This is a genomic window from Brevibacterium sp. UMB1308A (genome assembly GCF_030230605.1).
Classification (GTDB): Bacteria; Actinomycetota; Actinomycetes; order Actinomycetales; family Brevibacteriaceae; genus Brevibacterium.
The window spans coordinates 31,259-57,495 of the sequence record NZ_JASPDO010000004.1 but is presented as its reverse complement, the minus strand read 5'-3'; the positions used below and the strand labels follow the sequence as shown (position 1 = coordinate 57,495).

Here is a 26,237-nt window from a genome sequence, read left to right as displayed (position 1 = left end):
CCCATGATCCCAGAACCGGAAGCCGCGGCCGGGTTCCCCGGTGAACCGGACGGTCTGCAGCGACTGTGGACGCCTCACCGTATGGTGTATGTGGGTGGCGAGACCAAGCCAAAGGACGGAAGCGAAAGCGAATGTCCGTTTTGTGTAGCACCCACGAAGTCCGACGAGGACGGTTTGATTGTTGCTCGTGGGAAAACGGTGTTTGCGGTTCTCAACCTGTACCCGTACAACCCGGGTCACTTGCTTATTTGCCCGTACCGTCACGTTCCGAGTTATACGGATCTCACTGAAGAAGAAACCCTGGAGTTCGCGCAGTTTTCGCAAGAAGCGATGCGGATGATTCGGCGAGTGTCAAAGCCTGACGGTTTTAACTTAGGGATGAATCAGGGTGCGGTTGCGGGCGCTGGAATTGCCGCGCACCTGCATCAGCACGTGGTTCCCAGATGGAGCGGGGATGCGAACTTTTTCCCGGTCATAGCGCAAACCAAAGCGTTACCGCTCGTTCACGGGCAGGTGCGTGAAATGTACTCTGAAGCCTGGATTGCTCCAGATGCGTCATAGTGTGCGCAAAAGCTACTGTCCTTAACCGCAGTCCCCGTTAGGTCCCAACGTGCTCAACGCTATCGCTCGTGCGGCGTTTACGAAACTGTTCACGCCACTTGCACAGCTCCTCATCAAACTCGGCATCAGCCCCGATGCCGTCACAGTGATAGGGACGTTAGGCGTATGTGTTGGTGCTTTGGTTCTCTATCCCATGGGGCAGTTGTTCTGGGGCACGGTCGTCATTACGTTTTTCGTTTTCGGCGACATGCTCGACGGGATTATGGCACGGCTTCTGGACAGAAATTCCACATGGGGTGCGTTTTTGGATTCCACGATGGACCGATTGGCTGACTCGGCTGTTTTCGTGGGGCTGGCGCTGTGGTATTTTCTTGGGGCTGACGATCCTTTGACGGCACTTTTGGCGCTGGCATGCCTGGTGATGGGGTCGATTGTGTCGTATGTCCGTGCCCGAGGTGAGGGTCTGGGTGTGCAGGCGTCTGGAGGTATCGCGGAGAGAGCCGACAGGCTCCTGGTGACGCTGGTCGTTACTGGTTTGGTAGGGCTCGGACTTCCCGATAGTGTGCTAACTATCGCTCTCGCGATACTTGTCGTGCTGTGCTGTATTACTATCGCTCAGCGTATGAGTAATGTGTATGTGCAACTTCGTTCCAAGGAGTCCGATTGAAAGTCCGCAGTGCAGCACGGGTAGTGCTCATGAACACGGAAGGTGCTGTGTTCTTGCTGAAGGCAAAAGACCTGGGTGACTCCAGCAAAACGTGGTGGATGACGTGTGGAGGCGGTGAGGAAATGGGAGAACTCCCAGCACAGACCGCGGCACGTGAACTTGCTGAAGAAACTGGCATCGAATGTGAACCCACTGAGCTTGTGGGCCCACTTGCCAAACGGCGGGCAGTCATGGAGTTCACGGACCATACACTCCACCAAGACGAAGTGTTCTTTGGTCTTGTTGACGACTCCGACGTGGACTTTGAAGAAGCGCTGTGGACCGATGTTGAAAAAGCGTCGATCGTCGGTGCCAAGTGGTGGACCCGCGAAGAGCTGGAAACCACCTCGGAGACGGTCTATCCCCGCCAACTCATCGAACTCATGGACGTAGTGAGCTCCGGGCAGATACCCGAAACCCCACTTGTTCTCGACTAAAAGACTCCACCAGAAGAGGCGTAGAATAGCGCTCAGATTTTACGAAAGGAACTGTTCATGGCAGGTCACTCCAAATGGGCGACGACAAAACACAAAAAAGCAGCGATCGATGCGAAGCGTGGCAAGCTCTTTGCCAAGCTCATTAAAAACATCGAAGTTGCCGCGCGCAACGGAGGGGCTGACGTAGCGGGTAACCCTACGCTGTACGACGCGATTCAGAAGGCAAAGAAGTCTTCTGTTCCTAACGACAACATCGAACGCGCGGTCAAGCGTGGAGCTGGGCTCGACGGTGGCGGTGTTGACTACCAAACCATCATGTACGAAGGCTACGCGCCTGGGGGAGTGGCGCTCCTCATTGAGTGTCTGACCGACAACCGCAACCGCGCGGCCTCGGAAGTCCGCGTTGCCGTGACGCGCAACAACGGAAGCATGGCAGACCCCGGTTCGGTCTCCTACAACTTCAACCGCAAGGGCGTTGTGGCTGTGCCTGTTGAAGGTACCAGCGAAGATGCCATCCTGGAAGCGACTTTGGACGCAGGTGCTGAAGAAGTGAAAGACCAGGGGGACATCTTGGAGGTCATTTCGGAGGCCACCGACCTGGTTGCTGTGCGTACGGCACTGCAGGAAGCAGACATTGACTACGACAGTGCGGAAGCCCGGTTCGTGCCCAACCTCGAAGTACAGTTGGACGCAGAAACCGCCAAGAAGGTTTTCACACTCATCGACGCTCTTGAAGACCTCGACGACGTACAGAACGTTTTCACCAACGCCGATGTCACGGACGAAGTGATGGCCCAGCTGGAGGCCGAAGAAGAGTAATGCGCATTCTGGGAGTCGACCCGGGGTTGACTCGCCTGGGTTTGGGTGTGATTGACGCGGGCCGTGCCAGGCAAGCGCGCATGGTGGCAGTCGACGTCATTCGCACCCCCTCGCAGGACTCTTCGGACGTGCGTTTGGGACGTATTGCGGATGCATTCGACACGTGGCTGGACAACTACCGGCCGGATGTCGTGAGCATTGAGCGCATCTTTGCGCGCAACGACGTGTCCACGATTATGGGCACGGCTCAGGCGTCAGGGCTCACGATGGGTCTGGCCGCGCGTCGGGGAATCCCCGTGGCCATGCACACCCCGTCCGAGGTGAAAGCGGCTGTCACGGGTAACGGGAGGGCCGATAAGAAGCAGGTCACGCACATGGTGACGCGCATCCTCAAACTCGACAGCCCTCCCAAGCCGGCCGATGCTGCCGACGCGCTGGCACTTGCGATTTGCCACTTGTGGCGGGGCGCCTCGGCCGCGTTATCAACCCCCGGGGCTACGAAAGACGTGGTGGACCGGCAGCGAGCGGGCCGGCAGGGCGACAATCTCACACCTGCGCAACGCGCGTGGGCGCAAGCGATCAGGGACGCGCGCTAAGCGGATCCCACACCCCAGTGGACATGTGCGCTAACGTAGAATTAATCGCACGTATGTTCCCAAAGGATGTCCATTGATTCGGTACCTCGAAGGCACAGTTCACACAGTTTCGGCCAATTCGCTCACAGTCGTCACCTACGGGGTTGGTCGCGAGGTTTTTGTGACTCCCGCTGTGGCCGGCAGGGTGCGCACAGGTTCAGAAGTCGCATTGCACACCGAACTCATTGTTCGTGAAGACGCGTTGACGCTGTACGGTTTCGATACGCCCAGTGAGCTCAAACTGTTTTCTACTCTGCTTGGCGCAAATGGGGTTGGACCTAAGCTCGCCCTGGCTATTCTTTCCGTTCTTTCACCAGATCAGGTATACGGCGCAATCTCTGACAACACTCCTAAAGTGCTCACGGCCGTTCCGGGGGTTGGGCCAAAGGTCGCCGCCAAACTCATTGTGGACTTGCAGGGGAAGGTGCCTGCCACCTCGGCCGTTCCTTCATCCGGGGCTGGGCCCGCCAGCGCCGAGGTCGTGCAGGCTCTTGTGGGTCTTGGCTGGAAAGAGGCCGCCGCGATCAAAGCGGTTGAGGCGGTCGCGCCTGAGATGGGCCAGGCGTCGGTGGCGGACATGCTCAAGGCGGCGTTGCGTGAACTCGGTGGTTCGAGGTGAGCGACAAGTCGTATGAAATAGATTTTGGTGCCTCCGACCTCACTGGGGCGGAAGAAGAGCGACTCATGCGTTCCGGTGCCGGCGATGCTGAGCGTGCGCAGGAAGCGGCTTTGCGGCCCAAGGGGCTTGCGGAGTTCGTGGGACAGAAGCAGGTGCGCGAACAGTTGTCCTTGGTTTTGGACGCTGCCAAGGCCGGCAAGCGCACGCCTGATCACGTGCTGTTGTCTGGCCCGCCCGGTTTGGGGAAGACCACGCTGGCCATGATTATTGCCCAGGAGATGGGTTCACACATTCGTATTACGTCGGGGCCTGCGGTTCAGCACGCGGGTGATCTGGCCGCGATTTTGTCCTCACTCGATGAGGGCGAAGTGCTGTTTATCGACGAGATTCACCGGGTTGCGCGTGCTGCTGAGGAAATGTTGTACGTGGCCATGGAGGACTTCCGCGTCGATGTGATTGTGGGTAAAGGTCCGGGGGCTACCGCGATTCCACTGGATCTTCCGCCATTTACTCTAGTGGGGGCTACCACTCGTTCGGGGTTGTTGCCAGCGCCCTTGCGCGACCGTTTTGGGTTTACGGGCCACTTGGATTTCTACACGTCGCAGGATTTACAGCGCGTGCTTGAACGGTCTGCAGGAATGCTGGGCATCGAGGCCGATGACGCAGGGCTTGCTGAAATTGCTCGCAGATCCCGGGGGACTCCACGTATCGCGAACCGTCTATTGCGGCGGGTGCGTGACTGGGCGCAGGTCCGAGGTGACGGCCACATTGACCTGCATGCGGCGAGGTCTGCGTTGAATGTGTACGAGGTGGACGACCGCGGATTAGACCGTCTTGACCGGGCAGTTCTTTCGGTTTTGTGCGAAAGGTTCAATGGCGGACCGGTGGGTCTGTCGACGTTGGCTGTGAGCGTGGGTGAGGAGCCGGAAACGGTTGAAGAAGTTGCCGAACCGTTTTTGGTGCGCGAAGGTCTGATGACGCGTACCCCGCGTGGGCGAATTGCAACCCAGACTGGGTGGCAACACATTGGGCTGACTCCTCCAGATGACCCCGCGCTATTTTCTTGATGCGTAAGTTTTTGACGCGTGCGGTCTGTGCGATTGGGTGTTGCCCGGTTAAGTATTAGACTACAATTTTGGCGTTAAATGACTTCGAAAGGGTTTGGTCGTGGAGATTATCCTTCTGGTTGCTCTAGGTGGGCTTCTGCTGTTCTTTATGATGAACACGCGTAAGCGGCAGAAAGCACAGCAGGAGAAACTTTCGAACAACTTGCGTGTTGGCGCGACCGTGATGACGAGCTTCGGGATGTTCGGGACTGTGACCGACGTCGACGAAGACGGGATCAAAGTCACCGTTGAGACAACACCTGGAACCAACGTGGTGATCCACCGTCAGACCATTGCGCAGATTGAAGCTCCAGAAGGTGAAGCTCCTGCTGTTCCTGAAGCAGACGCGGATGTTGCTTCAGACATTGACGAGCCTGCCGTCGAAGAGTCCAAAGAGGACAAAGCGCCTCGAATTACTGACGCTGAGCTAGACGCGATGAACGAAGCGAAGCGCAACGCGAAGACTAACGACAACGCTGACACAAACGATTCCGACAAGAAGTAAAAACCGTGGCATCTATTGACAAAAAGCCCCGTCCTGGGCGCCGGTTTTTGGCGCTTGGAGCTTTTATTGTAATTATTTTTGCGCTTGTGGGCGCCGGTGCGGTTTGGTCGAACGCGACCTGGTCGCCCAAATTGGCTTTGGACTTGGAAGGTGGAACGTCCATCATCCTGGAGCCGCAGCTTGAAGACCAGCAGGTGACGCGAGAGCAACTGCAACAGGCTGTTGCGATTATTCGTCAACGTGTGGACTCGACCGGTGTTTCTGAAGCGGAGATCAGCACGCAGGGTGACCGCAACATTGTGGTGAACCTGCCGGGTAACCCCGATGAAGAAACCCGTAACCTGGTGCGGTCTTCGGCCCAGTTGGCCTTTAGGCGTGTCGCACTCGTGGGTGCTCCAACGCCTTTGGACCAACAGCAACAAGAGGATAAGGCCCAAGAGGACACGGGACCTAAGCTCTCTGAAGAAGACCAGAAGAAGCTCGACGAACTTCTCGGTGGCCAGGGCGGACAGGGCCAGCCAGAGCAGGGTGCCCCACAGCAAGACCAGCCTCAGGAACCCGCGAACCCCGGCTCCTCTAACATTCGCCCGGTAGCGCAACCAGCCCCATCTGAAGAAGGCAAAGAGCCACAACAGGGCGAACAACCAGAACAGAAACCAGAAGAAAAACCTTCGAAGCTGCCAGAAGACTTCGAGCCTGGTTCCCAGGACGATGTGCCACGTTTCAAGCCGGAAGACCAGCAGTCGTGGATGGACTCCAAACTGCTTGAAGAGTACGCCAAGCTCGACTGCACCAAACCGGAAAACCGGGTTGGTGGTGACTCTGGCCCACGCGACGAACCGATGGTGTCATGTGACCAAACTGGTGAAGCGAAGTACATTCTTGGGCCTGTTGAGCTCGCTGGTTCGCACGTGAAGGACGCGAGCTTTGGATTCGAGTCAACCTCGCAGGGAACCCAGACCAACCGACTGGCCGTCACCATGGAGTTCGACGACTTTGGCCGTGAAGTGTTCGGAAAGGTCACCTCTGCTGTCACGGGTGCTCAGCCTCCGTACAACCAGTTTGCGATTGTCCTTGACGGTCTGGTTCTGTCAGCACCTGTCTCCCAGAGTGCGGTGACAGACGGTCGCGCACAGATTACCGGTAGCTTCAGCGAAGAAGAGGCATCAACGCTTGCAAACCAGCTGAAGAACGGTGCACTGCCCATCAGCTTTAAGGTGCAGAGCGAACAGCAGATTTCGCCCACGTTGGGTGCTGACTACCTCAAGGTGGGTCTGATCACCGGTGGAATTGGTCTGCTGCTCGTGGTTGTGTACTCGCTCTTGCAGTACCGAGTCCTGGGCTTGGTCACCGTGTCCAGTCTGGTGGTCGCCGGTGTGCTGACGTGGGGACTCCTGCTGTTCGTGTCGTGGCGTTATGGTTATCGCCTCTCGCTGGCCGGTGTCGCCGGTATCATCATTGGTATTGGTATGGCCGCCGACTCGTTCATTGTGTACTTCGAACGTGTCCGAGACGAACTGCGTGACGGCCGTAAACTCCTTTCGGCTGTTGAAGTCGGTTGGGACCGTGCACGCCGTACCATTTACGCGTCCAAGGCCGTGAACATGTTGGCCGCGGTGATCCTGTTCATTCTGGCCGTGGGATCCGTACGTGGGTTCGCGTTCACGCTTGGTTTGACCGTGATTGTCGACGTTGTGATCGTGGTTCTGTTCACGCACCCCATGCTCCAGGTGCTCGCTCGTACCCGCTTCTTCGGTGAAGGACACCCCATGTCGGGTATGGACCCTCGCCAGCTGGGTGTGAAACCGGAAGCGTACCGAGGCGCTATGGGACTGGATCTGGACAAGGCCCGGAAGAAGAGCACGGGCCGTTCCCACAAGGAAGCCAAGCGACGCGAAGAGTCCCGGACTCGTAAGTCGGGTCAAACTTTGGCAGAGCGGAAGGCGGCTGAACGTAAGGCCTCATCCGTGGACACGAAAACACAGACCACGGAGGAGGACGCATAATGAAGCGCTTTTTTGAGTTTGGTAACCGCCTCCACTCGGGTGAAACGTCCATCCCGTTCGTGGGTAAGGGCAAGCTGTGGCTTTCGATTGCTACGGTGCTGGTCATTCTCTCTCTGCTCATCCCTGTTGTGGGTGGTTTCAACTTGGGTATCGCTTTCCGAGGTGGTTCTGAGTTTGAAATCTCGAACGTGAAGTCGAACGACCCGCAGCCTGGTATCGACGCCACTAACAAGACGGTCGGTCACGCTGAGGCGACCGGTGTGCCCCGTTCTGACACCTCGGTCCGGATTGAGACCCGCCAACTTTCTGATGAGGAAATGCAGAAGGTGCGCGAGGCTTTGATCAGCGCGTACAGCGTGGACAACAAGGACGTCACCTCCAACTTCGTTGGGCCGCTGTGGGGTCAGGACATCACCAACAAGATGACGCGCGCTCTGGTGATCTTCGTGGTCATTTCGATGATTGTGATGGCACTGTATTTCCGCACGTGGAAGATGTCGCTGGCAGCTATTGCTGGTCTGTTCTTCGTGATGATCACCACCATGGGGATTTATTCGGCGTCGGGCTTTGAAGTGACGCCCGAGGCGGTGATTGGGTTCCTCACGGTCCTTTCGTTCTCGTTGTATGACACGGTGGTTGTGTTCGACAAGATCCGAGAAAACACGTCTGATTTCACAAAGAACCGCAAGCAGACCTTCGGTGAGCTGGTGAACTTGGGCGTCAACCAGACCACGGTGCGCTCGATTAACACCACGGTGATTTCGATCTTGCCTATAGCGTCGATTCTGTTCATTGGTGTGTTCATGCTGGGTGCTGGAACACTGGTGGATATTGCCCTGTCGCTGTTTGTCGGAACGATTACGGCGGCTGCGTCGACCTTGTTTGTTGCGTCTCCGCTGTACTACTTCTTGCGGAAGAACGAACCGGCAGTGCGTGAACAGGAGAACGCTGTTCTGGAAGCACGTGCGTCGAAGAAGTCTGCAGAACCTGCTGCCGTGTAGTTGCTGTGTAGTGGGTTTCCATGTCTCAACCTGATTCAACGTCGAAAAGGCCACGCGGGATTTCCCGTTTGGCCTTTTGGACTGCCAGAAGCCAGAACGCACCCCAGGTGCCAAAAGCGTTGGGGCCTTTGTTGTCTGCGGTCGCGGAGAACCACCCCAAGGCCGATATCAACATCATTCTGAAGGCGTACCGGGTAGCTGAGAAGGCTCACCGCGGGCAAACGCGCAAGAGTGGTGACCCGTACATCACCCACCCGGTTGCGGTGGCAACGATTTTGGCCGAGATCGGCATGATGCCCGTGACCTTGGCTGCGGCACTTCTACACGACACGGTAGAAGATACCGACTACGGCATGGACCAGTGCCGTGAAGAGTTCGGCGATGAGATCGCGCTCATGGTCGACGGTGTGACCAAGCTCGACAAGATCCAGTACGGTGCGGCGGCGCAGTCGGAAACCGTGCGCAAGATGATCGTGGCCATGAGCCGGGACATTCGTGTGCTGGTCATTAAACTCGCCGACCGCTTGCACAACGCGCGTACGTGGAAGTACGTGCCGGCTTCTTCTTCTGAACGCAAGGCCCGCGAAACCCTGGACATTTTCGCGCCTCTGGCCCACCGCCTCGGGATGAACACCATCAAGTGGGAGCTGGAAGACCTGTCATTCCAGGTTCTGTATCCCAAGGTGTACTCCGAAATTGTGCGCATGGTTGCCGAGCGCACGCCTGAGCGGGAAAAGTATTTGGCCACGGTGTCAAAAGAGCTGGGGCGGGAACTCACCGGAGCAAAGATCGAGGCGACAATTACTGGACGTCCTAAGCACTACTACTCGATCTACCAGAAGATGGTGGTGCGTGGGCACGAGTTTGCCGACATTTATGACCTGGTGGGTGTGCGCGTTCTGGTAGAGACGGAACGCGAATGCTATGCGGTGTTGGGTATTGTCCACGCCAAGTGGTCACCTGTTGCGGGGCGATTCAAGGACTACATCGCCATGCCCAAGTTCAACATGTACCAGAGCCTGCACACTACGGTCATTGGGCCTACGGGCAAGCCGGTTGAGATTCAAATCCGGACGCACGAAATGCACCGGCGAGCCGAATTTGGTGTTGCTGCCCACTGGAAGTACAAGGATCGTCGCAAATCGGGTGGAGCGGCCTCGGGGCGCATGGCAAAAGTGGGCGACGCGGGAGAAGTCGACCAGGTTCAATGGTTGCGTCAGCTGCTGGATTGGCAGCGTGAGGTTACCGACCCCGACGAGTTCCTCGACAACCTGCGCTATGAAGTCAAAAGTGCGGACGTGTACGTATTCACTCCCAAGGGTGACATCATCACACTTCCCGTGAACTCAACTCCGGTGGACTTCGCGTACTCCGTCCACACCGAGGTGGGACACAAGACCATGGGCGCGCGTGTCAACGGTCGCTTGCTTCCTTTGGATACCCAGTTGAAGAACGGCGATGTCGTTGAAGTGTTCACGTCTAAGGACGAAAACGCTGGGCCGTCACGCGACTGGTTGGCGTTTGTGGCCTCACCGCGTGCGCGCAGTAAGATCCGCCAGTGGTTCTCTAAGGAACGGCGCGAAGAAGCGGTTGAGAACGGTCGTGACCAGCTGGCTCGTGCCATGCGTCGCCATCACTTGTCCGCTGAGAAGCTCATGAGCCAAGAAGCGTTGGTTGTCGTTGCGAACGAGCAACGCCTGCCGGACGTGACTGCGTTGTATGCGGCGATTGGCCAGGGCAATATTTCGGCAGCCCACGTGGTTGATCTTTTGGCCAAGGAAGTTGACAGTTCGCCGGATGACGCGAATGTCGCGACCCTTCCGCCGTCGAACCCCACGGGCAAGTCACGTGGTCACCACTCGTCCTCTGAGGGTGTGCGCGTGGTGGGCGCAGATGACATTCTCATCAAATTGGCTCGGTGCTGTACTCCTGTTCCAGGTGACCAGATTACTGGGTTTGTCACGCGTGGGGCTGGGGTTTCTGTCCACCGTAAAGACTGCCCCAATGTCGCGTCTTATGACACGGAGCGTTTGGTTGAGGTCGAATGGACCAACACGTCTTCGGGCGTGTATCTGGTTCAGATTCAGGTCGAAGCTCTTGACCGTGCGGGCTTGCTTTCGGATATCACCCGAGTGTTGAGTGAGACGCACGTGAACATTTTGTCTGCCTCCGTGGCGACGTCTAAAGCGCGGGTTGCTCAGTCTCGTTTCGTGTTTGAGATTGGGGATGCGAGCCACTTGGACAACGTGCTCAACGCGGTACGCCAAGTAGATGGCGTATTCGACGTGTACCGATTGAAGTCAACCTAAGTGCGCTGACGCTAACCCAAGTGAGCGATAAGCGGATCGGCTCTGTGGGCGAGTTTTCGCAGTCGTGTCAGCCGTGGTCGGCGGTACAGTCCGCGTAGGAACGTGGCGAATGCCACGCGGGCCTCAGCAGGGATGCGCAACAGCATGTCGCGTGCTTTTGCCACGCTGGTCTCAGGTGGAACCCGGTCTTCGCACAGGTCGAACAAGAGTCCGTACAGAGTGGCTGCTTCAGATGTCACATAGTTCTTACCCAGCTTCACCGTGTGGCCGTGGGGGACAAGGGTTTCGTGGATATGGAAACCGTTGTGGAACGTGCGCACTCGTTTGCGTTTTGTTGCGGAGACCGAGGTGGTTTCCGGTGACATACCGTCTCCCCACCACACCCAGTACGCAGTTTCGTGCGAGAAAGCTACGTGGTTGATGGGTGGCGTGGTGAGTGCGTTACTCCGCACGGTGGGAGTGATGGGTTCCCCTGAGGCCACCCAGCACTGACGTGTGAGCGGCGTGAGCAGTCCGTCCAACTCGAGTGAAACGAGTTGGTGGTGTGAAAGTCCTTCTCCCGCTGTGAACAGTTGTGTCATGTAACAACTGTGACCGGTTATTCGGTCATTTCATAGAGGGGGAGAAGGATCTGTGGATAACTAGTCGAGTTCCTGTGCGGTCTTGCTCAACTGGTCATACCACGCTTGTTTGGTGTTGAGCGCTTCTTCGGCTTCAGCGATGCGCTTCTGGGCACCCTTTTCGCGCGCGGTTTCGAGTTCCTTGCGCAGTTCTTCCAAAGCGTCTTCCAGCTGGGCCATGACACCGCTGGTACGTGCTTTGGTTTCCGGGTTGGTGCGCTTCCATTCGTCGTTCTCTGCGTCGCTGAGTGCACGTTCGATGTCGCGCAGTCCGCCTTCCATACGTGAGACGTCAGCGCGTGGCACACGGCCCGCGTCCTCCCACTTTTCCTGAATGTCGCGGAGTTTTTTGCGGGTCGCTTCAATGTCTTCGATGGGCAACAGGGCGCGTGCCTGTTCCAAGAGTTCCTCTTTCACTTTGAGGTTTTCTTGGTATTCCGCGTCGAGAGCTTCGTTCTGTGCATTGCGTGCGTTGAAGAACACGTCTTGGGCTGCGCGGAAACGTGCCCACAGTGCGTCGTCTTCTTTACGACGTGCGCGTGGTGCGGCCTTCCACTTGTCAACCAGCTTGCGGTACTTAGCCGCGGTTTCGCGCCAGTCGGTGGAGTTCGACAGGGATTCGGCTTCTGCGACGATGCCTTCTTTGATGCGCTTGCCTTCTGCTGAACGCTTGTCGAGTTCGTTGAAGAATTCGCGGCGGTGACGGTCGAAGCTGTTGCGTGCCTTGGAGAAACGTCCCCACAGCTCTTGGTCTTGGTCCTTAGGCAGGCGTGGGGTGGAGGCCTGGAGTTCCTTCCAACGGTCGAACAGTTCGTTCATACGCTTGCTGGAGTTCTTCCACTGAACGCGCGCAGGATCGGTTCCGGCGATCGACTCTGCCTCTTCCACAATGGCTGCGCGTGCTTGGCGTCCTTCTTCGCGGGCCTGTTCGTGCTGTTTCTGTTGCTGAGTGTGAGCAGCTTTCGCACGTTCTTCGAGTTCGGACAGGGAGGTTTCAAGAGCGTTCAGGTCACCAACGACGAGAGCTTCAGCGAGTGCTTCGCGTTGTTTGACCGCTGCCTGGCGAATAGTTTCGCCGTTGGCGCCTGCTTTGAGGCGTTCAGCGAGGAGGTCTGCTGATTCGACAAGTTCGAGGTACTTCTTAGCGAAGTAGTTAAGTGCCTGCTCGTTGTCCGCATCTGGATACTGGCCAACTTCGCGTTCACCGCCCACCACTTTGACAAAGACAGTGTTGTTTTCGTCAACGCGACCAAATGCGCGCGCTTTTTCCAGCTCAGCTTTCCGGTCTCGAGCAACGGGTGCGACCGGCTGAGTGCCGGGTTGGGGAGTGGCTCCCGGACGTGGGACGGGACGAGGCTTGGGTGCGGGTGAGTCAGACATAGTTACCTAGGATTACTGTTAGCGGTGCCGGTCGAATCACGTGTGATCACTCGGCAGTGTTGACAACATTGCTAGCATAACCGTTTTCGTGGGTGATGGGGGACCTTCGTACACTTGGTTTATGTTTGTTCTTTCCAGTGTTGCCGAATTTTTAGGTGTGAACTGCTACGCGGTGGCTCGTGAGGGCGCTTCCGAGTGTGTGTTGTTCGACGCAGGCCTCAACGGTGCCCCTGAGCTTCACGAATTGCTGAAAGAAGAAGGGCTGACACCCACAGCGCTCGTACTCACCCACGGTCACCCGGACCACATTTTGGGACTCCCACACTTTTATGAAGAGTTTGGTGCGCTGCCCACGTATCTGCACGCAGACGACATGTATCGGGTAGAACGTCCAGCTGAGACGATGAACCCGCAGTTCAAGGCCATGCTTGCGCCTCTTGTTGCGCAGTGGGAAGTGCCCCAGGTGCAGCGTTTCAGCGACGGTGACGTGTTGCAGTTGGCAGGCTTGGACATTCGGATTATTCACACGCCGGGACACACGGAGGGCTCGTGTGTGTTTGAAGTGAAGGAAAGCGACGCAGAGCCAGACGCACAGTCAAACACAGTCGAGTCCCTTCTTTTCACCGGTGATGTGTTGTTCGCCGGGTCGATTGGGCGCGTGGACTTGCCTGGCGGTGACCCGGAGGCCATGCAGCGGTCCTTGGAGATTGTGAAGGGGCTTGCGAATCAGCCGGTATATCCGGGTCACGGTCCTGCTACGCGGCTTGACCACGAGAAGCGCGTCAATCCATTTTTGTGATCGCCCAGCGCGCTCTCATCGCAAGCACTGACATAATAGGTGTGGCCAGAAATCTGGGCATATAAGGAGATTAGTACTGTGGCAACCGCCAAACTTTCAGGTTTTCCCGAATGGTTACCAGCCGACCGAGCTGTTGAAGAGCGAATCATCGATCTTCTCAAGCACACGTTTGAGCTCAACGGTTTTGCTGGGATCCATACGCGCGCGGTTGAACCACTGTCAGCCTTGGCTAAAGAAGGTGAGATCGACAAGGAAATCTTCGCGGTGTCGCGTCTGCACTCAGAAGGTGCGGAGAAGAACCCCATGGGGTTGCACTTCGACCTCACGGTTCCTACTGCGCGTTACGTGGTGGAAAACGCTGGTCACTTGAACTTTCCGTTTAAGCGCTATCAGATCCAGCCGGTGTGGCGCGGTGAACGGCCACAGGACGGCCGCTACCGCGAGTTCATCCAGGCGGATATTGACATCATTGCCGAGGACACTCTGCCTGAGCACTTCGAGTACGAAGTGCCGTTGGTCATTGTGCAGGCGTTTGACGCTCTGGGTGAGCTGGGTGTACCACCGGTGAAGGTGGTTGCGAACAACCGCAAGCTCATTGAGGGGTTCGCCCGAGGTGTGGGTCTGGAGAACATCACCGCGGTCCTGCGTTGTATCGACAAGTACGACAAGATCGGCCCGCAGCGGGTAGCCGAACTTCTCCAGGAGGAGGCGGGGGCCACCTCGGCCCAGGCGGAGGCCTGCCTCAAACTGGCTGACATTGAGTCTGCGACGACGGAATTTGCCGACAGGGTGGCGGCGTTGGGTGTCAGCAACGACATGCTGGACGAGGGCGTGGAGGCACTGGTCAAGCTCATTGATCAGGCACACGCACAGTCCCCGGGGTCAGTGGTTGCGCAGTTGAAGATCGCCCGAGGTTTGGATTACTACACGGGCACCGTGTACGAGACCTTATTGCAGGGGCACGAGTCCTTGGGCTCGGTGGCCTCCGGTGGTCGTTATGACGCGTTGGCACGCACGGACAAGCGCGTGTACCCGGGCGTGGGCATGTCCATTGGGGTTTCGCGGTTGATGTCGCGGTTGATCGGTAAGGACCGGGTACTCACGGCTACGCGCGAGGTGCCCACGGCTGTTTTGGTCGCAGTGACCGATGAAGAGACGCGCTCGGAAGCCAACAGTGTGGCGCGGGCCTTGCGTGAGCGGGGGATTCCTGCGGACGTGTCGCCGGTGGCGTCGAAATTCGGCAAGCAGATCAAGTTTGCGGACAAGCGGGGGATCCCGTTCGTGTGGTTTACTGACGGCGAATCGGGGCACGAAGTCAAGGACATTCGTTCAGGGAAGCAGGAATCTGCAGCTGCTGACGAGTGGCTTCCGCCGGCTGCGGATCTGTGGCCGCAGGTCGTGCGGGTCGTTTAGGGCTTGCGGGCCGGTCGCCGGGCCCGGTGTTTACTCCGGGTCCGGGGCCAGGGAGCCGTCGGGTGCGATGTGTTCAAACATCTGGGTGACCATCGTGACCACGTGCGGGTCGTCCACCACGTAGTAGATGCGGCGGCCGTCGCGCCGGGAGGACACCAGTCCGGCTAAGCGCATTTTTGCGAGGTGTTGGCTGATGGACTGGACCGAGGTGCCGGTTGCCTCGGCAAGTCCCGTCACGTCGTACTCGTTGTGGGTGAGAAACCACACGGTGAGGAGGCGGGTGGGCGAGGAGAGCATACGGAAGGTTTCGGCTGCCACCTGCACTTGTGCCGAGGTGGGGTTGTCAACGGCCTCGAGCTGAGTTTCCATGCGTTCTCCTGGTTCGGGAATCATCCTGGATTAACCTAGGATGTGAATACTGACTTTTCTACTCTAGGAGACTCTTCGGTGCTACGTACTCACGAAGCTGGAAGCTTGCGTACTGACCACGTCGATCAGACGGTGACGGTGACGGGTTGGGTTGATCGTCGTCGCGACCACGGTGGTGTGGCGTTTATTGATCTGCGTGACGCGTCAGGCATTGTGCAGGTTGTGGTTCACGAAGACGTTGCTGATGAACTGAAGAACGAAACGGTCGTCAAGGTCACCGGAACGGTCAAGCCACGTCCAGAGGGCAACACTAACGAAGCACTGCCTACGGGTGAGATCGAGGTTGTCGACACCGACGTCGAGATTCTTGCGCAGGCGGCCGCACTTCCGTTCCAGGTATCTGAGCACGCGGAAGACTCCAAGGTGGGTGAGGAAACCCGCTTGAAGTACCGTTACCTGGATCTGCGTCGCCCGGCCTCAGGCAACGTGCTGCGTCTGCGTTCGGATGTCAACAAGACGGCTCGCCAGGTGCTGGACAAGCACAAGTTCATTGAAATTGAAACGCCTACGTTGACGCGCTCAACGCCTGAAGGTGCGCGTGACTTCGTGGTGCCTGCGCGCCTGAAGCCGGGTTCGTGGTACGCGTTGCCACAGTCGCCACAGCTGTTCAAGCAGCTGTTGCAGGTGGCTGGAATGGAGCGCTACTACCAGATCGCGCGTTGCTACCGTGACGAGGACTTCCGCGCCGACCGCCAGCCCGAGTTCACACAGTTGGACATCGAGGCAAGCTTCGTGGAGCAGGACGACATCATCGCTTTGGCTGAAGAGATCCTGGTGGAGCTGTGGAAGCTCATCGACGTGGAGATTCCTACGCCCATTGAGCGCATGACGTACAAAGACGCCATGGAGAAGTACGGCACCGACAAGCCGGACCTGCGGTTTGATCTGCCGTTGACGGACCTCACGGAGTACTTCGAAGGAACTGGGTTCCGCGTGTTCCAGGCGCCGTACGTGGGTGCTGTTGTGTACCCGGGTGGTGCGTCGTTGCCTCGCCGTCAGTTCGATGCGTGGCAGGAATGGGCCAAGCAGCGCGGTGCCAAGGGTCTGGCATACGTGCAGGTGGGCGAAGACGGCACGCTGGGCGGTCCGGTTGCCAAGAACCTGTCGGATGAAGAAAAGAACGGGTTGGCTGCTGCTGTTGGTGCCAACCCGGGTGACGCGATTTTCTTCGCAGCCGGTAAGGCCACTGATTCGCGTGCGTTGCTGGGTGCTGCGCGCGTTGAGATTGGTGAGCGCACGGGCCTCATCAAGGAAGGCGACTGGTCGTTCGTGTGGGTCGTGGATGCGCCCATGTTCGAACCGGCCGAGGACGCAGTGGCTGCCGGCGATGTGGCAGTTGGCGACGGTAAATGGACAGCTGTGCACCACGCGTTCACCGCGCCTAAGCCAGAGTTTGCGGACACGTTCGACACGGACCCGGGTTCGGCGTTGGCTTACGCGTACGACATCGTGTGTAACGGTAACGAGATTGGTGGTGGGTCGATCCGTATCCACCGTCCGGATGTCCAGGAACGCGTGTTCAAGGTTATGGGGATCAGCCAGGAGGACGCGCAGGAGAAGTTCGGGTTCTTGCTGGACGCGTTCAAGTTCGGGGCGCCTCCGCACGGTGGTATTGCGTTCGGATGGGACCGTCTGGTGTCACTGCTCGCGGGAACCGAATCGATTCGCGACACTATTGCGTTCCCCAAGTCGGGTAACGGATACGACCCGCTCACGGCTGCACCTGCTCCGATTACGGACCAGCAGCGTAAGGAAGCGGGCGTGGACTACACGCCGGAAGACGACGAATAAGAGTGGATCTTTTTGACGACGCGGCCGGGGGATCGGTGCTTGATCCCCTGGCCGTTCGTATGCGCCCGCGCTCCATCGATGAACTGGTGGGTCAGGACCATCTGACGTTTAAGGGTTCGCCGCTGAGGCAACTCGCCGAGTCGGACCCGCGCGGGGTAGCCGGGGCCACCTCGGTCATTTTGTACGGCCCGCCCGGGGTGGGTAAGACCACCATTGCGCACGCGGTGTCCCACGCCGAGGGGCGCCGGTTCGTGGAGTTGTCAGCGATCACCGCGGGCGTGAAGGACGTGCGCGAGGTGATCGAGAACGCCAGGCGCGACCGGGAGATGCGCGGGCTCACCACGGTGTTGTTCTTGGACGAGATCCACCGGTTTTCCAAGGCGCAGCAGGACGCGTTGTTGCCGGCGGTGGAGAACCGGCTGGTGGTGTTGGTGGCGGCGACCACCGAGAATCCGTCGTTTTCGGTGATTGCGCCGTTGGTGTCGCGGTCCTTGGTGCTGCAGCTCAAACCGTTGACAGAGGAACACCTGCGCACATTGGTGACGCGTGCGGTGTCGGACCCGCGGGGTTTGGCGGGGCAGTTCGAGCTGTCCGAGGAGGCGCTTGAGTACATTGTTTCGGTCGCCAGCGGGGACGCGCGCAGGTCGCTGACCGTGCTGGAAGCGGCGGCCGCCTCGGCGAAGGCTGAGAAGGACGGCGGCGCTGAGGGTGACGGCGCGGACTCTGGGGCGGACTCCGGGCAGGACTCTGACTCTGGGGCGCCCGTGATTGAGGAGAGGCACGCGGCCGAGGCGGCCCAGGCTGCCGTTGTCCGGTACGACCGGGCGGGGGACCAGCACTATGACGTGATCAGTGCGTTTATTAAGTCGATTCGGGGTTCAGACCCCGATGCGGCGTTGCACTATTTGGCGCGCATGATTTCAGCGGGTGAGGATCCGCGGTTCATTTGCAGGCGCGTGGTGATTGCGGCGTCGGAGGATATTGGCATGGCTGATCCGAACGCGTTGACGGTGGCGGTGTCCGCGCAGACGGCGGTGGAGCGGATCGGGATGCCGGAGGGGCGGATTCCGCTGGCGCAAGCGGTGGTGTATTTGGCGTTGGCGCCTAAGTCGAATGCGTCGTACATGGGGATTAACAAGGCGTTGGCCGATGTGAAGGCGGGCAAGTCGGGCGAGGTGCCGCCGCATTTGCGGGACGCGCACTACCCGGGTGCCAAGGGGCTGGGGCACGGCGTGGGGTACAAGTACTCGCACGACTTCCCGCATTCGGTGTCGCCGCAGCAGTATTTGCCGGATTCGTTGGTGGGCACGCAGTATTACGACCCCACCGACAACGGTTACGAAAAGGGCATGGCTGAACGGCTGGCGATCCTGCAGCAGCTGCGGGAACCCTAAGTAGGGCGGGGTGCGCCAGGAGATTTAGGCGCCGGTTGAACTGAGCCCAAGATGTACGAACTGGCGGTTGGTGTGGCTAACGTGGTAGAGTTTTCTGCTGTTGTGCCCGTTTTCGGGCGGCCTTCGTGCGCGTGGACTCGCATGCGTCGATTGCTTTCCCACAGGGGGAAACGACTGTTGCACCACGATCCGAGTTCGGCTGTGCAGACGGCCACGTCGCGGTGTGACGCAATACCAAACCGAAAGGTAAACATGTCATCTGCAATGCGTTCACGCCGTCAGGTTCGCCTGTCGCGTGCCCTGGGTCTTCCACTGACCCCTAAAGCTGAAAAGTACTTTGAGCGTCGTCCATACCCACCGGGTGAACACGGTCGCGCTCGTCGTCGTAATGACTCTGACTACTCGATCCGTCTGAAGGAAAAGCAGCGTCTGCGTGCTCAGTACGGTATTCGCGAGGCTCAGATGCTCAAGACCTACAAGGAAGCTCGTAAAGAGTCTGGTCTGACCGGTGAAGCACTGGTTGAGCTTCTGGAAATGCGTCTGGACGCTCTGGTTCTGCGTGCTGGTTTCGCTCGCACCATTTCCCAGGCGCGTCAGTTCGTGGTGCACCGTCACATCTGTGTTGACGGTCAGCGTGTGGACCGTCCTTCCTACCGTGTGAAGGAAGGCCAGATGATCCACGTGCACGAACGTTCACAGCCAATGGACCCGTTCCAGGTGGCTGCCGCTGGTGCACACCGCGACGTTCTGCCTACCGTTCCTGGTTACCTCAACGTGAACTTGGAAGCTCTGCAGGCTACGCTGCTGCGTCGCCCTAAGCGCGAAGAGATCCCAGTGACCTGCGACGTTCAGCTAGTCGTTGAGCACTACTCACGCTAAAGCTTGATTCAGAAGCCCGAGGTCGTTTCCGGCCTCGGGCTTTTGTTTTGTCCGCGTGGGGCGGGCGCGCCCCACCTATCTTGAAGGAAACTATGGCTGAGCTGGAACCGTCTGACACCTCGGGAAACATCAACGCCGCCAACGTGGCCGGGAAGGCACGGGTGATGCTTGCGGTCGTGGCTGCGATCAACTTTGTGGGGTTCGTGGGCGAGAGTGTCGTGGCGTTGGTGATTGGGTCGGCGTCGTTGTTTGCGGACGCGGCCGATTTCCTCGAGGACACGATGATCAACCTGCTGGTGTTGACCGCGGTGGGGTGGTCTTTGAGCGCGCGGCGGAAGGCCAGTTACGCGTTGGCTGGGCTGATTCTGTTGCCTGCGGTGGCGGCGTTTGTGATGGTCGGGTTGAAGCTGGTGACGGGGGAGCCGCCGGAGCCGTTGACGCTGTCGGTGACCGCGGTGGGTGCGCTGGTGATCAACGTGGTGAGCGCGGTGTTACTGTTCCGGGTGCGGTCCGGTGGGGGTGCGCTCATGACGGGTGCGTGGTTGGCGGCGCGCAATGACGCGCTGGCGAACGTGCTGATCATTGCCGCTGGCGTGGTGACGGTGTTCTGGGCCAGCGTGTGGCCCGACGTTGTTGTGGGGCTGGTCATTGGCGTGATCAACCTGTACGCGGCCAAAGAAGTCTTTGAACAAGCCCGCGCCGAGGTGCCCGAACTGGAAGGGTGAGGGGTTAGGGAGCCTATGCTGTGTGGGCTGTAGTGTTGCAACGATGGCGTCGCATAGGGGAGTCGAAAATAAATCGAAATAATTTGGTGTGAACTCTTGTGTATGCGTTCGATTCATAATAGAATAGAGGCATTGGGAGGTGAGAACAATGTACGAACGCGGTATTGAAGAGCGCAGTTGTCGTGAGATTGATGTATTGACAAAGGCTCGGCGTGCAGCCGATGCAGGTCTTGTCGCACTGGCGCGCGTAGTCGTTCAATTGTTCGTGAAGATCCTTCCTGTAATGACGCCCAAGCAGCTCGAAAAGGTGAGGTTGGAAACGTCCAGGCTTGCCGAACTTGCGGGTAGTTCGGGTGTTCCTACGCGATACGTGCACATCGATAGCGTGGGGTATGTGCTTGTCGAAGATATTGTGCGCCTGCAGTACGAACTTTCCGTCGAAGATGCCGGAATTTTTGCCACTGCGCTTGATTGCACTAGCCGTCAGGTGCCATCGCGTATTCGACCCATTGTGACCATGGCACTCCTGATGCCAGGACTGTGGAGCTATGTTCAGAACGGCCAACTGTCGTATGAGCGAGTGCGAGCCACCGCTGCGCAAGTGGCAATGGCTGGTATCGACATTATTGAGTTCGACCGTTTGATGATGGATCGGCGGTTGGATGTTTCTCCAAAGGTGTTCAGGAAGTACGTCAATGAAATCGTCGCGATGCTCTCCACGCCTCAAGAAACCAACGAACATGTGAGGGAAAACCGCCGGGTCGTGTGTACCCACAATCCAGGTGGCGAGTCTGTGTTGAGCTTGATCGGCCCCAGTATTGAAATCGAAGCAATGCACAAACGCCTCGAAGGCGGAGCTCGCGCCATTATTCATGGGGCCATTGGCAGCTTTTCGGCCCACATAGGAAGCGAAGACTTCACGCCTACGACAGAAGTCCCCGTGCGCAGCATGGGAGAAGTGGAAATAGACGAAGACCGTTTGCTTCACCAGGTCATGTACGACATGCTTACTGGGGCTCGGCCTACAACCCAGGTTACGGCCCGAATCACTCGCACCGGCATGACGAAAGCCACCGGCCTGACCGAAGGTCGCGATGTTCCGGCGCCACAGTACGGTGAAGAAGCCATACAGATGTGGCTCGACCAGGACGAAGCTCGCGGTGCTACGCAAGTGAAAGAAGTCAAACTCACAATCTCGATTCCAACCAACGAAGAGTGGCTGAAGTCCCAAGCTGGAATCAACGTGATGGTTCCGGTGGTGCGCCTCATGCCAAACGAAGGCAGGCCACGAGCAAGAGGCGAACGCGGGACCCAGGTAAGAGACGGAGATGGCCCACAGGAAATAGATGCGGGCGGACTTCAAGAACGAGAAGTCCCGGCGAAAAGCAGAGGCTCGACGGGCCCGCCGGTGCCGGTGATGGTGAACAACGCGTTCGCGCTGGATTCCTACACCACAGACAAACTGTTAAGAGAAGCGTCGTCGATTTACAGGTACTTCACCGACCCCTCCACGGGAGAAGTGTGCGAAATTATGCCCACCAGGTACAGAGTGACCAAACCGATGGCTCGGACGCTCGAGGTTAGATGGGTGTACTGTTCCGTGCCGTGGTGTAACCGACTCGCCCGGACGTGCGACAAAGACCATATCGAACCGTTCAACCATGCGAACCCCAAGAACGGTGGACAGACGGTACTCGAAAACCTGCACCCTATGTGTCGCAAGCATCATCAGGCCAAAACAGAAGGTCGACTTACTGCCAAGCGCACAAGCGACGGGGGAGTGGAATGGGAGTTTCCACGGATCGGCACCGTGTTGTCCTACCCGCCTGCATCACCATTGCACCAAGCGCACTACAAACAGCTCGAAGCGTTCGCCAGTTCGCTTGAGTAGCGGTGGATGCCCAACCAAGCCAACCACTAAGCTAACCAACTTTTTTGCGAGGTCTACGCATACCCGCCAGCCATCACAAGGTCGGCAACGAAACCCTCAAGCTGCGGTTCACTGAGCTCATGCACGGTCACGCGAATATGGTGACTGGCAGGCCCACCCTCGGTAAGCCCAAACTCATCGCCAGGACGCACGGTCCAGCCGTGATGAGCCAAACGGGAGGCCACCTCGGCCGCGGGAGCCCCCACCGGTACCCACACGCTAATCCCGTCACCAGCCAAAGCCTCAACGCCATGCCCAGCAAGCGCCCGCACAAACGCCTCGTTGTTATCCGCATACACGCCGGCCGCCCGCTCAATGAGGGCCCGTGCGTCCATATCAGTAAGCTGCGCCAACGCGATCCGCTGCAACAAGTGACTCACCCACGTGGTGCCCGGGCTCAACCGCAACGCCAACCGTGACGCCGTCTCCCGGTCAGAGGCAACCAGGGCAACACAAATATCGGGCCCAATGAACTTCGACAGCGACCGCACCAGCGCCCACCGCTGATGCTCAGGCCCCACAATCGACTCAAACGGCACCCGCGACAACAACGAGTAATAGTCATCCTCAATCACCAACACATACGGATGATCGGCCAAAACCTCACGTAGCTGCTGGGCCCGCTCGGCATCAATCGACGCGCCCGTGGGATTCTGCGCCCGAGGCGTACACACCACCGCGCGCACCCCCGCCTCAAGTGCGGCCCGCAAGCCGTCAGGCGTCATGCCACGCTCATCCACGGCAATCGGCACCGTGCGATACCCGCCCAGCCGCACCGTCTGCTGACTCGCCAAAAAGCATGGGTCCTCCAAGCCCACCGCGTCATCGCGCATGAGCGACTGCGCCAACAACCGCTCAATCGCATCCACTGCGCCAGACGTCACCGACAGTTCAAACGCCCCCGGCACATCCGGGGCAAACCACTCCCGCGCCCACTGGGCAAGCCCCGCATCTACCACCGGCTCGCCGTACAACACCGTGTGCCCGGCTGCGGCGGTGAGCGCCGGACGCACGTCGGGGATCAGCTCTGGAAGCGGGTTGCCGCTCGCAAGGTCCACCACATGGGCCGAGGTGTCATCCGCCCCATCTGTCGCGTACCCGTCCTGGGGGCCAGGGGAGAGGTCTGCAACTCGGGTGCCGGCGCGCCCCTGCCCAACCACCAGCCCCGAGGTCGCCAACAGTCGGTACGCAGCCACGGTGGTGTTGCGGTTAACGCCTAAGTCTCGGGCGAGGGTGCGCACGGGTGGCAACAGGTCGCCGGGGCGCAGGTGTCCACGGTCGATGAGGGTGCGGACCGAGTCGGCAATGTCGCTCGCGGACTGCCCAGTTATATCCGTGTGGTGAGTCACGTGCTCCAGTCTAGGCTGTGACGTGGTACATTCGTTTGGCCTAGACCAAAACTGTAAGCGCTGGGACGGGCCAGCAAAGACAAAGGAGACCAACATGACAAACACGAGTGAAAACCACCACGGCACCGGCCGCGTGAAGCGCGGACTCGCCGACATGCTCAAAGGCGGCGTCATCATGGACGTAGTGACCCCAGACCAGGCGAAAATCGCAGAGGACGCCGGAGCAGTCGCGGTCATGGCCCTGGAACGTGTGCCGGCTGACATCCGCGCTCAGGGTGGCGTGGCCCGCATGAGCGACCCCGACCTCATCGACGGCATCATCAACGCGGTATCGATCCCGGTGATGGCCAAGGCGCGCATCGGCCACTTCGTGGAAGCGCAGGTACTCCAGGAGCTGGGCGTGGACTACATCGACGAGTCCGAGGTCCTCTCACCTGCCGACTACGTCAACCACATCGACAAGCAGAAGTTCGACGTGCCGTTCGTGTGTGGCGCCACCAACCTGGGTGAGGCACTGCGCCGCATCACGGAAGGTGCGGCCATGATCCGCTCCAAGGGTGAAGCCGGAACCGGTGACGTGTCGGAAGCCACCAAACACATCCGCACCATCACCGCTGAGATCAACCGTCTGCGCGCTCTGACACCAGACGAACTTTACGTCGCCGCAAAGGAACTCCAGGCCCCATATGACCTGGTCGCAGAAGTCGCCCGCACCGGCCAGCTCCCCGTTGTCCTCTTCACCGCCGGAGGAGTCGCCACCCCTGCCGACGCCGCCATGATGATGCAGCTGGGCGCCGACGGCGTGTTCGTGGGCTCGGGTATCTTCAAGTCAGGTGACCCGGCCAAACGCGCACAAGCGATCGTCAAGGCCACCGCGTTCTACGACGACCCGGCCGTCATTGCGGACGTGTCCCGGGGGTTGGGCGAAGCCATGGTGGGTATCAACGTTGCTGACCTTCCCGCACCTCACCGTCTCGCAGAGCGTGGCTGGTGAACGCGCCCGTTCGCGTAGGTATCCTGGCGCTCCAGGGTGGCGTGCGAGAACATGCACATACACTCGAAACCCTGGGCGCTCAGGTCACCTTAGTGCGCCGGCCACACGAACTGTCACAGGTGGAGGCGCTGGTGCTTCCGGGCGGAGAGTCAAGCATGATCGACAAACTGTCGCGTGCATTCGACCTGCAGAAACCCATCCAAGCAGCGATCGCTGCTGGCCTCCCCGTCTACGGCACGTGCGCGGGGCTGATCCTGCTTGCGGACCGGATCTGCATGCCCCTGACCTGGGGGAGGAGCCGGTTCGGGCCGTCTTCATCCGTGCGCCCATTGTCGCCGAGGTGGCACCCGCCGCCCGCTCTCTGGCCACCTTGCCGGGAGGTGAGGTCGTCGCGGTCGAACAAGGGAACCTTCTGGGGACATCCTTCCACCCCGAGCTCACCGGCGAGACGCGCTTCCACGAGCGACTCATGGACAAGGCTCGCGCGCGGAGAGGCTAGCCAACCATGCGCGGCCAGCCGTCACCCCAACGCTCACCCCAACATACTCAGTATCTGCCCGGTAGCCAGCCCAAAGAACGTACCCGCAAACGCGCCAATGAGCGCATACAGCACACCCACGGGCACCAGTTGCTGACTGTACGCGCTGGCTACCACGGGCGCAGATGCCACACCACCAATGTTGGCGGTAGATGCAACCGCGATGCTGAACAGTTCGGTGCGGGTGAGCTTCGCGTAAACCACCATGAGCAGCAGGTGGATGGTGACCACCACGAACCCGGCCAGCAGGTACAGCGGCGCTTCGACCAGTGAGCTGAAGTCCGACCCGGCCGCAATAATCCCGATGATGATGTACAGCATGATGTGGGACACCTCGGACGCGCCGGGCATCTTGCCAAACCGCGTGGACCCGATGATCAGCCCCAACACACTCACAATCAGAATGGTCCATGTGGTGGAGGTGACGACCACGCCAATCTCAGGCAGCTGATTACCCACCCACGTGGCCGCTGCTGAGGCGAACAGCCCCAGCGCAATGACACGGAACAGCGCCACCAGGTCCAGGGTCTCACCGCTGCCGTTGGAATCGCCGCTGCCGTTGGACTCGCCCTCTTCCCCCGCCGAGGTGTCACCCGGGTTCGTGACCGCCGCGGCTTGGGTTTCGAGGTAGGAAGTGTCGGCCTTAACCCAGGCGTTGAAACGCTGGGCGATTCCCGTTCCGGAAAACATCAGCAGCAGCCACAGCGAGTACACGATGGTGTCCACAATGAGCACGTGCCCAAACAGTGACTCAGGCGCCTGAAGGATTTCCTGAACGGCCACCATGTTCGCCGAACCACCGGTCCACGAACCTGCCAGCGCCGCGAAACCCTTCCACGCCTCGGGATCCAAAACACCTTTAAACAGGAGGAACGCAACCACAAACCCAGCGAAAATCGACACGACCGCCGCCGCGTACGTGAGCATAAGCTTGGGACCCAGTTTGATGATCTGACGCACGTCGCACTGGAACAGCAACAACATGATCATGGCCGGCAGTAACGCGTCCTTGACTCCAGAGCCCACGGCATCGATCGAATCGGACTGCGCGAACACGCCCAGCGTGTTCAACGTGGCCGCGATCAGGTACAGGAACACAAGCCCGGGCACGTACTTGAAAACCGCAAACCCCCGACGTTTCTCCAAGTACACCAGGATCGCTGAGATACCTATCAGGGTGGCCAGGAAGAAGAAACCGTCGGAGATCATCGCGCTCCTATGCTGTCGATACGGGTACGTTCATGGGTCCACGAGCACCGACACCAGCGAGCGTCAGGTGACGCGTATCACAA

24 protein-coding genes and 1 pseudogene are annotated in these 26,237 nt (G+C 59.0%); 20 read left to right on the top strand and 5 right to left on the bottom strand.

What is annotated here, in order from left to right:
* Window positions 1-3: 3 nt before the first annotated feature.
* From QP868_RS03425 to QP868_RS03375, 11 genes are all read left to right on the top strand, one after another.
* Entirely contained in the window at window positions 4-561 is a 558-nt protein-coding gene (locus tag QP868_RS03425) for an HIT family protein (protein ID WP_284925236.1), read from the top strand.
* 49 nt (window positions 562-610) lie between these two features.
* Complete coding sequence (gene pgsA, locus QP868_RS03420; RefSeq protein ID WP_284925235.1) at window positions 611-1,228, top strand: phosphatidylinositol phosphate synthase; 618 nt, start codon at window positions 611-613, stop codon at window positions 1,226-1,228.
* Window positions 1,225-1,704 (top strand): NUDIX hydrolase, encoded by a 480-nt coding sequence (locus QP868_RS03415; protein ID WP_005885067.1) that lies wholly within the window; start codon window positions 1,225-1,227, stop codon window positions 1,702-1,704. The genes pgsA and QP868_RS03415 overlap by 4 nt, the downstream gene beginning before the upstream one ends.
* Window positions 1,705-1,761: 57 nt before the next feature.
* Window positions 1,762-2,523, top strand: a complete 762-nt coding sequence (locus QP868_RS03410; protein WP_005885068.1) for a YebC/PmpR family DNA-binding transcriptional regulator — start codon at window positions 1,762-1,764, stop codon at window positions 2,521-2,523.
* On the top strand, window positions 2,523-3,119 hold the full coding sequence (ruvC, locus tag QP868_RS03405) for a crossover junction endodeoxyribonuclease RuvC (protein WP_284925234.1): 597 nt from the start codon (window positions 2,523-2,525) through the stop codon (window positions 3,117-3,119). Before QP868_RS03410 ends, ruvC begins: the two co-directional genes overlap by 1 nt.
* Window positions 3,120-3,192: 73 nt before the next feature.
* A complete protein-coding gene (ruvA, locus tag QP868_RS03400) occupies window positions 3,193-3,777 on the top strand; it encodes a Holliday junction branch migration protein RuvA (protein WP_284925233.1) in 585 nt (194 codons plus the stop codon).
* Window positions 3,774-4,844, top strand: a complete 1,071-nt coding sequence (gene ruvB / locus QP868_RS03395) for a Holliday junction branch migration DNA helicase RuvB (RefSeq protein WP_284925232.1) — start codon at window positions 3,774-3,776, stop codon at window positions 4,842-4,844. Before ruvA ends, ruvB begins: the two co-directional genes overlap by 4 nt.
* A 100-nt stretch (window positions 4,845-4,944) precedes the next feature.
* Complete coding sequence (yajC, locus tag QP868_RS03390) at window positions 4,945-5,388, top strand: preprotein translocase subunit YajC (RefSeq protein WP_284925231.1); 444 nt, start codon at window positions 4,945-4,947, stop codon at window positions 5,386-5,388.
* 5 nt (window positions 5,389-5,393) lie between these two features.
* On the top strand, window positions 5,394-7,394 hold the full coding sequence (gene secD, locus QP868_RS03385; protein ID WP_284925230.1) for a protein translocase subunit SecD: 2,001 nt from the start codon (window positions 5,394-5,396) through the stop codon (window positions 7,392-7,394).
* On the top strand, window positions 7,394-8,395 hold the full coding sequence (gene secF / locus QP868_RS03380; protein WP_284925229.1) for a protein translocase subunit SecF: 1,002 nt from the start codon (window positions 7,394-7,396) through the stop codon (window positions 8,393-8,395). Before secD ends, secF begins: the two co-directional genes overlap by 1 nt.
* A gap of 20 nt (window positions 8,396-8,415) precedes the next feature.
* Window positions 8,416-10,704, top strand: coding sequence for a RelA/SpoT family protein (locus QP868_RS03375; protein WP_284925228.1), 2,289 nt, complete (start codon window positions 8,416-8,418; stop codon window positions 10,702-10,704).
* A gap of 11 nt (window positions 10,705-10,715) precedes the next feature.
* Here the strand turns inward: QP868_RS03375 and QP868_RS03370 are convergent, their stop codons facing one another.
* Together QP868_RS03370 and QP868_RS03365 are read right to left on the bottom strand one after the other, a co-directional pair.
* Window positions 10,716-11,285: a hypothetical protein gene (locus QP868_RS03370; protein ID WP_284925227.1), complete on the bottom strand. Its 570-nt coding sequence runs from the start codon at window positions 11,283-11,285 to the stop codon at window positions 10,716-10,718.
* A 60-nt stretch (window positions 11,286-11,345) separates the two neighbouring features.
* Window positions 11,346-12,704 carry a DUF349 domain-containing protein gene (locus QP868_RS03365; protein WP_284925226.1) on the bottom strand — a complete coding sequence of 453 codons (1,359 nt, stop codon included), beginning with the start codon at window positions 12,702-12,704 and terminating at the stop codon, window positions 11,346-11,348.
* Window positions 12,705-12,825: 121 nt separating this feature from the next.
* Here QP868_RS03365 and QP868_RS03360 point away from each other — a divergent pair, with 121 nt between their 5' ends.
* Together QP868_RS03360 and hisS are read left to right on the top strand one after the other, a co-directional pair.
* Window positions 12,826-13,503 (top strand): MBL fold metallo-hydrolase, encoded by a 678-nt coding sequence (locus tag QP868_RS03360; protein WP_284925225.1) that lies wholly within the window; start codon window positions 12,826-12,828, stop codon window positions 13,501-13,503.
* A gap of 78 nt (window positions 13,504-13,581) precedes the next feature.
* Window positions 13,582-14,916, top strand: a complete 1,335-nt coding sequence (gene hisS / locus QP868_RS03355) for a histidine--tRNA ligase (RefSeq protein ID WP_284925224.1) — start codon at window positions 13,582-13,584, stop codon at window positions 14,914-14,916.
* Window positions 14,917-14,946: 30 nt separating this feature from the next.
* Here hisS and QP868_RS03350 read toward each other — a convergent pair whose 3' ends face one another.
* Window positions 14,947-15,285 carry an ArsR/SmtB family transcription factor gene (locus QP868_RS03350; RefSeq protein WP_284925223.1) on the bottom strand — a complete coding sequence of 113 codons (339 nt, stop codon included), beginning with the start codon at window positions 15,283-15,285 and terminating at the stop codon, window positions 14,947-14,949.
* A gap of 78 nt (window positions 15,286-15,363) precedes the next feature.
* Between QP868_RS03350 and aspS the strand changes: the two genes are divergently transcribed.
* The 5 genes from aspS (at window position 15,364) to QP868_RS03325 (ending at window position 22,025) form a co-directional block, all read left to right on the top strand.
* Window positions 15,364-17,136, top strand: coding sequence for an aspartate--tRNA ligase (aspS, locus tag QP868_RS03345; protein ID WP_284925293.1), 1,773 nt, complete (start codon window positions 15,364-15,366; stop codon window positions 17,134-17,136).
* Between the two features lie 2 nt (window positions 17,137-17,138).
* Window positions 17,139-18,530: a replication-associated recombination protein A gene (locus QP868_RS03340; RefSeq protein WP_473964621.1), complete on the top strand. Its 1,392-nt coding sequence runs from the start codon at window positions 17,139-17,141 to the stop codon at window positions 18,528-18,530.
* A gap of 252 nt (window positions 18,531-18,782) precedes the next feature.
* Window positions 18,783-19,409, top strand: coding sequence for a 30S ribosomal protein S4 (gene rpsD, locus QP868_RS03335; RefSeq protein ID WP_040348722.1), 627 nt, complete (start codon window positions 18,783-18,785; stop codon window positions 19,407-19,409).
* Window positions 19,410-19,501: 92 nt separating this feature from the next.
* On the top strand, window positions 19,502-20,134 hold the full coding sequence (locus tag QP868_RS03330; protein ID WP_284925222.1) for a cation efflux transmembrane domain-containing protein: 633 nt from the start codon (window positions 19,502-19,504) through the stop codon (window positions 20,132-20,134).
* A 148-nt stretch (window positions 20,135-20,282) separates the two neighbouring features.
* Window positions 20,283-22,025 carry an HNH endonuclease signature motif containing protein gene (locus QP868_RS03325; RefSeq protein WP_284925221.1) on the top strand — a complete coding sequence of 581 codons (1,743 nt, stop codon included), beginning with the start codon at window positions 20,283-20,285 and terminating at the stop codon, window positions 22,023-22,025.
* Window positions 22,026-22,078: 53 nt separating this feature from the next.
* Here QP868_RS03325 and QP868_RS03320 read toward each other — a convergent pair whose 3' ends face one another.
* Window positions 22,079-23,413, bottom strand: coding sequence for an aminotransferase class I/II-fold pyridoxal phosphate-dependent enzyme (locus tag QP868_RS03320; protein ID WP_284925220.1), 1,335 nt, complete (start codon window positions 23,411-23,413; stop codon window positions 22,079-22,081).
* A 94-nt stretch (window positions 23,414-23,507) separates the two neighbouring features.
* On the opposite strand from QP868_RS03320, the gene pdxS reads away from it, so the two are divergent.
* Both pdxS and QP868_RS03310 read left to right on the top strand, forming a co-directional pair.
* The gene (pdxS, locus tag QP868_RS03315) at window positions 23,508-24,407 is read left to right on the top strand and encodes a pyridoxal 5'-phosphate synthase lyase subunit PdxS (RefSeq protein WP_284925219.1); all 900 of its coding nucleotides are present in this window, start codon (window positions 23,508-23,510) and stop codon (window positions 24,405-24,407) included.
* A pseudogene (locus QP868_RS03310) lies at window positions 24,404-24,906 on the top strand (pyridoxal 5'-phosphate synthase glutaminase subunit PdxT). The gene pdxS and the pseudogene QP868_RS03310 overlap by 4 nt, the downstream one beginning before the upstream one ends.
* Window positions 24,907-24,939: 33 nt before the next feature.
* On the opposite strand, the gene QP868_RS03305 reads toward QP868_RS03310, so the two are convergent.
* Window positions 24,940-26,154 (bottom strand): DUF819 family protein, encoded by a 1,215-nt coding sequence (locus QP868_RS03305; protein ID WP_284925218.1) that lies wholly within the window; start codon window positions 26,152-26,154, stop codon window positions 24,940-24,942.
* Window positions 26,155-26,237: the final 83 nt, after the last annotated feature.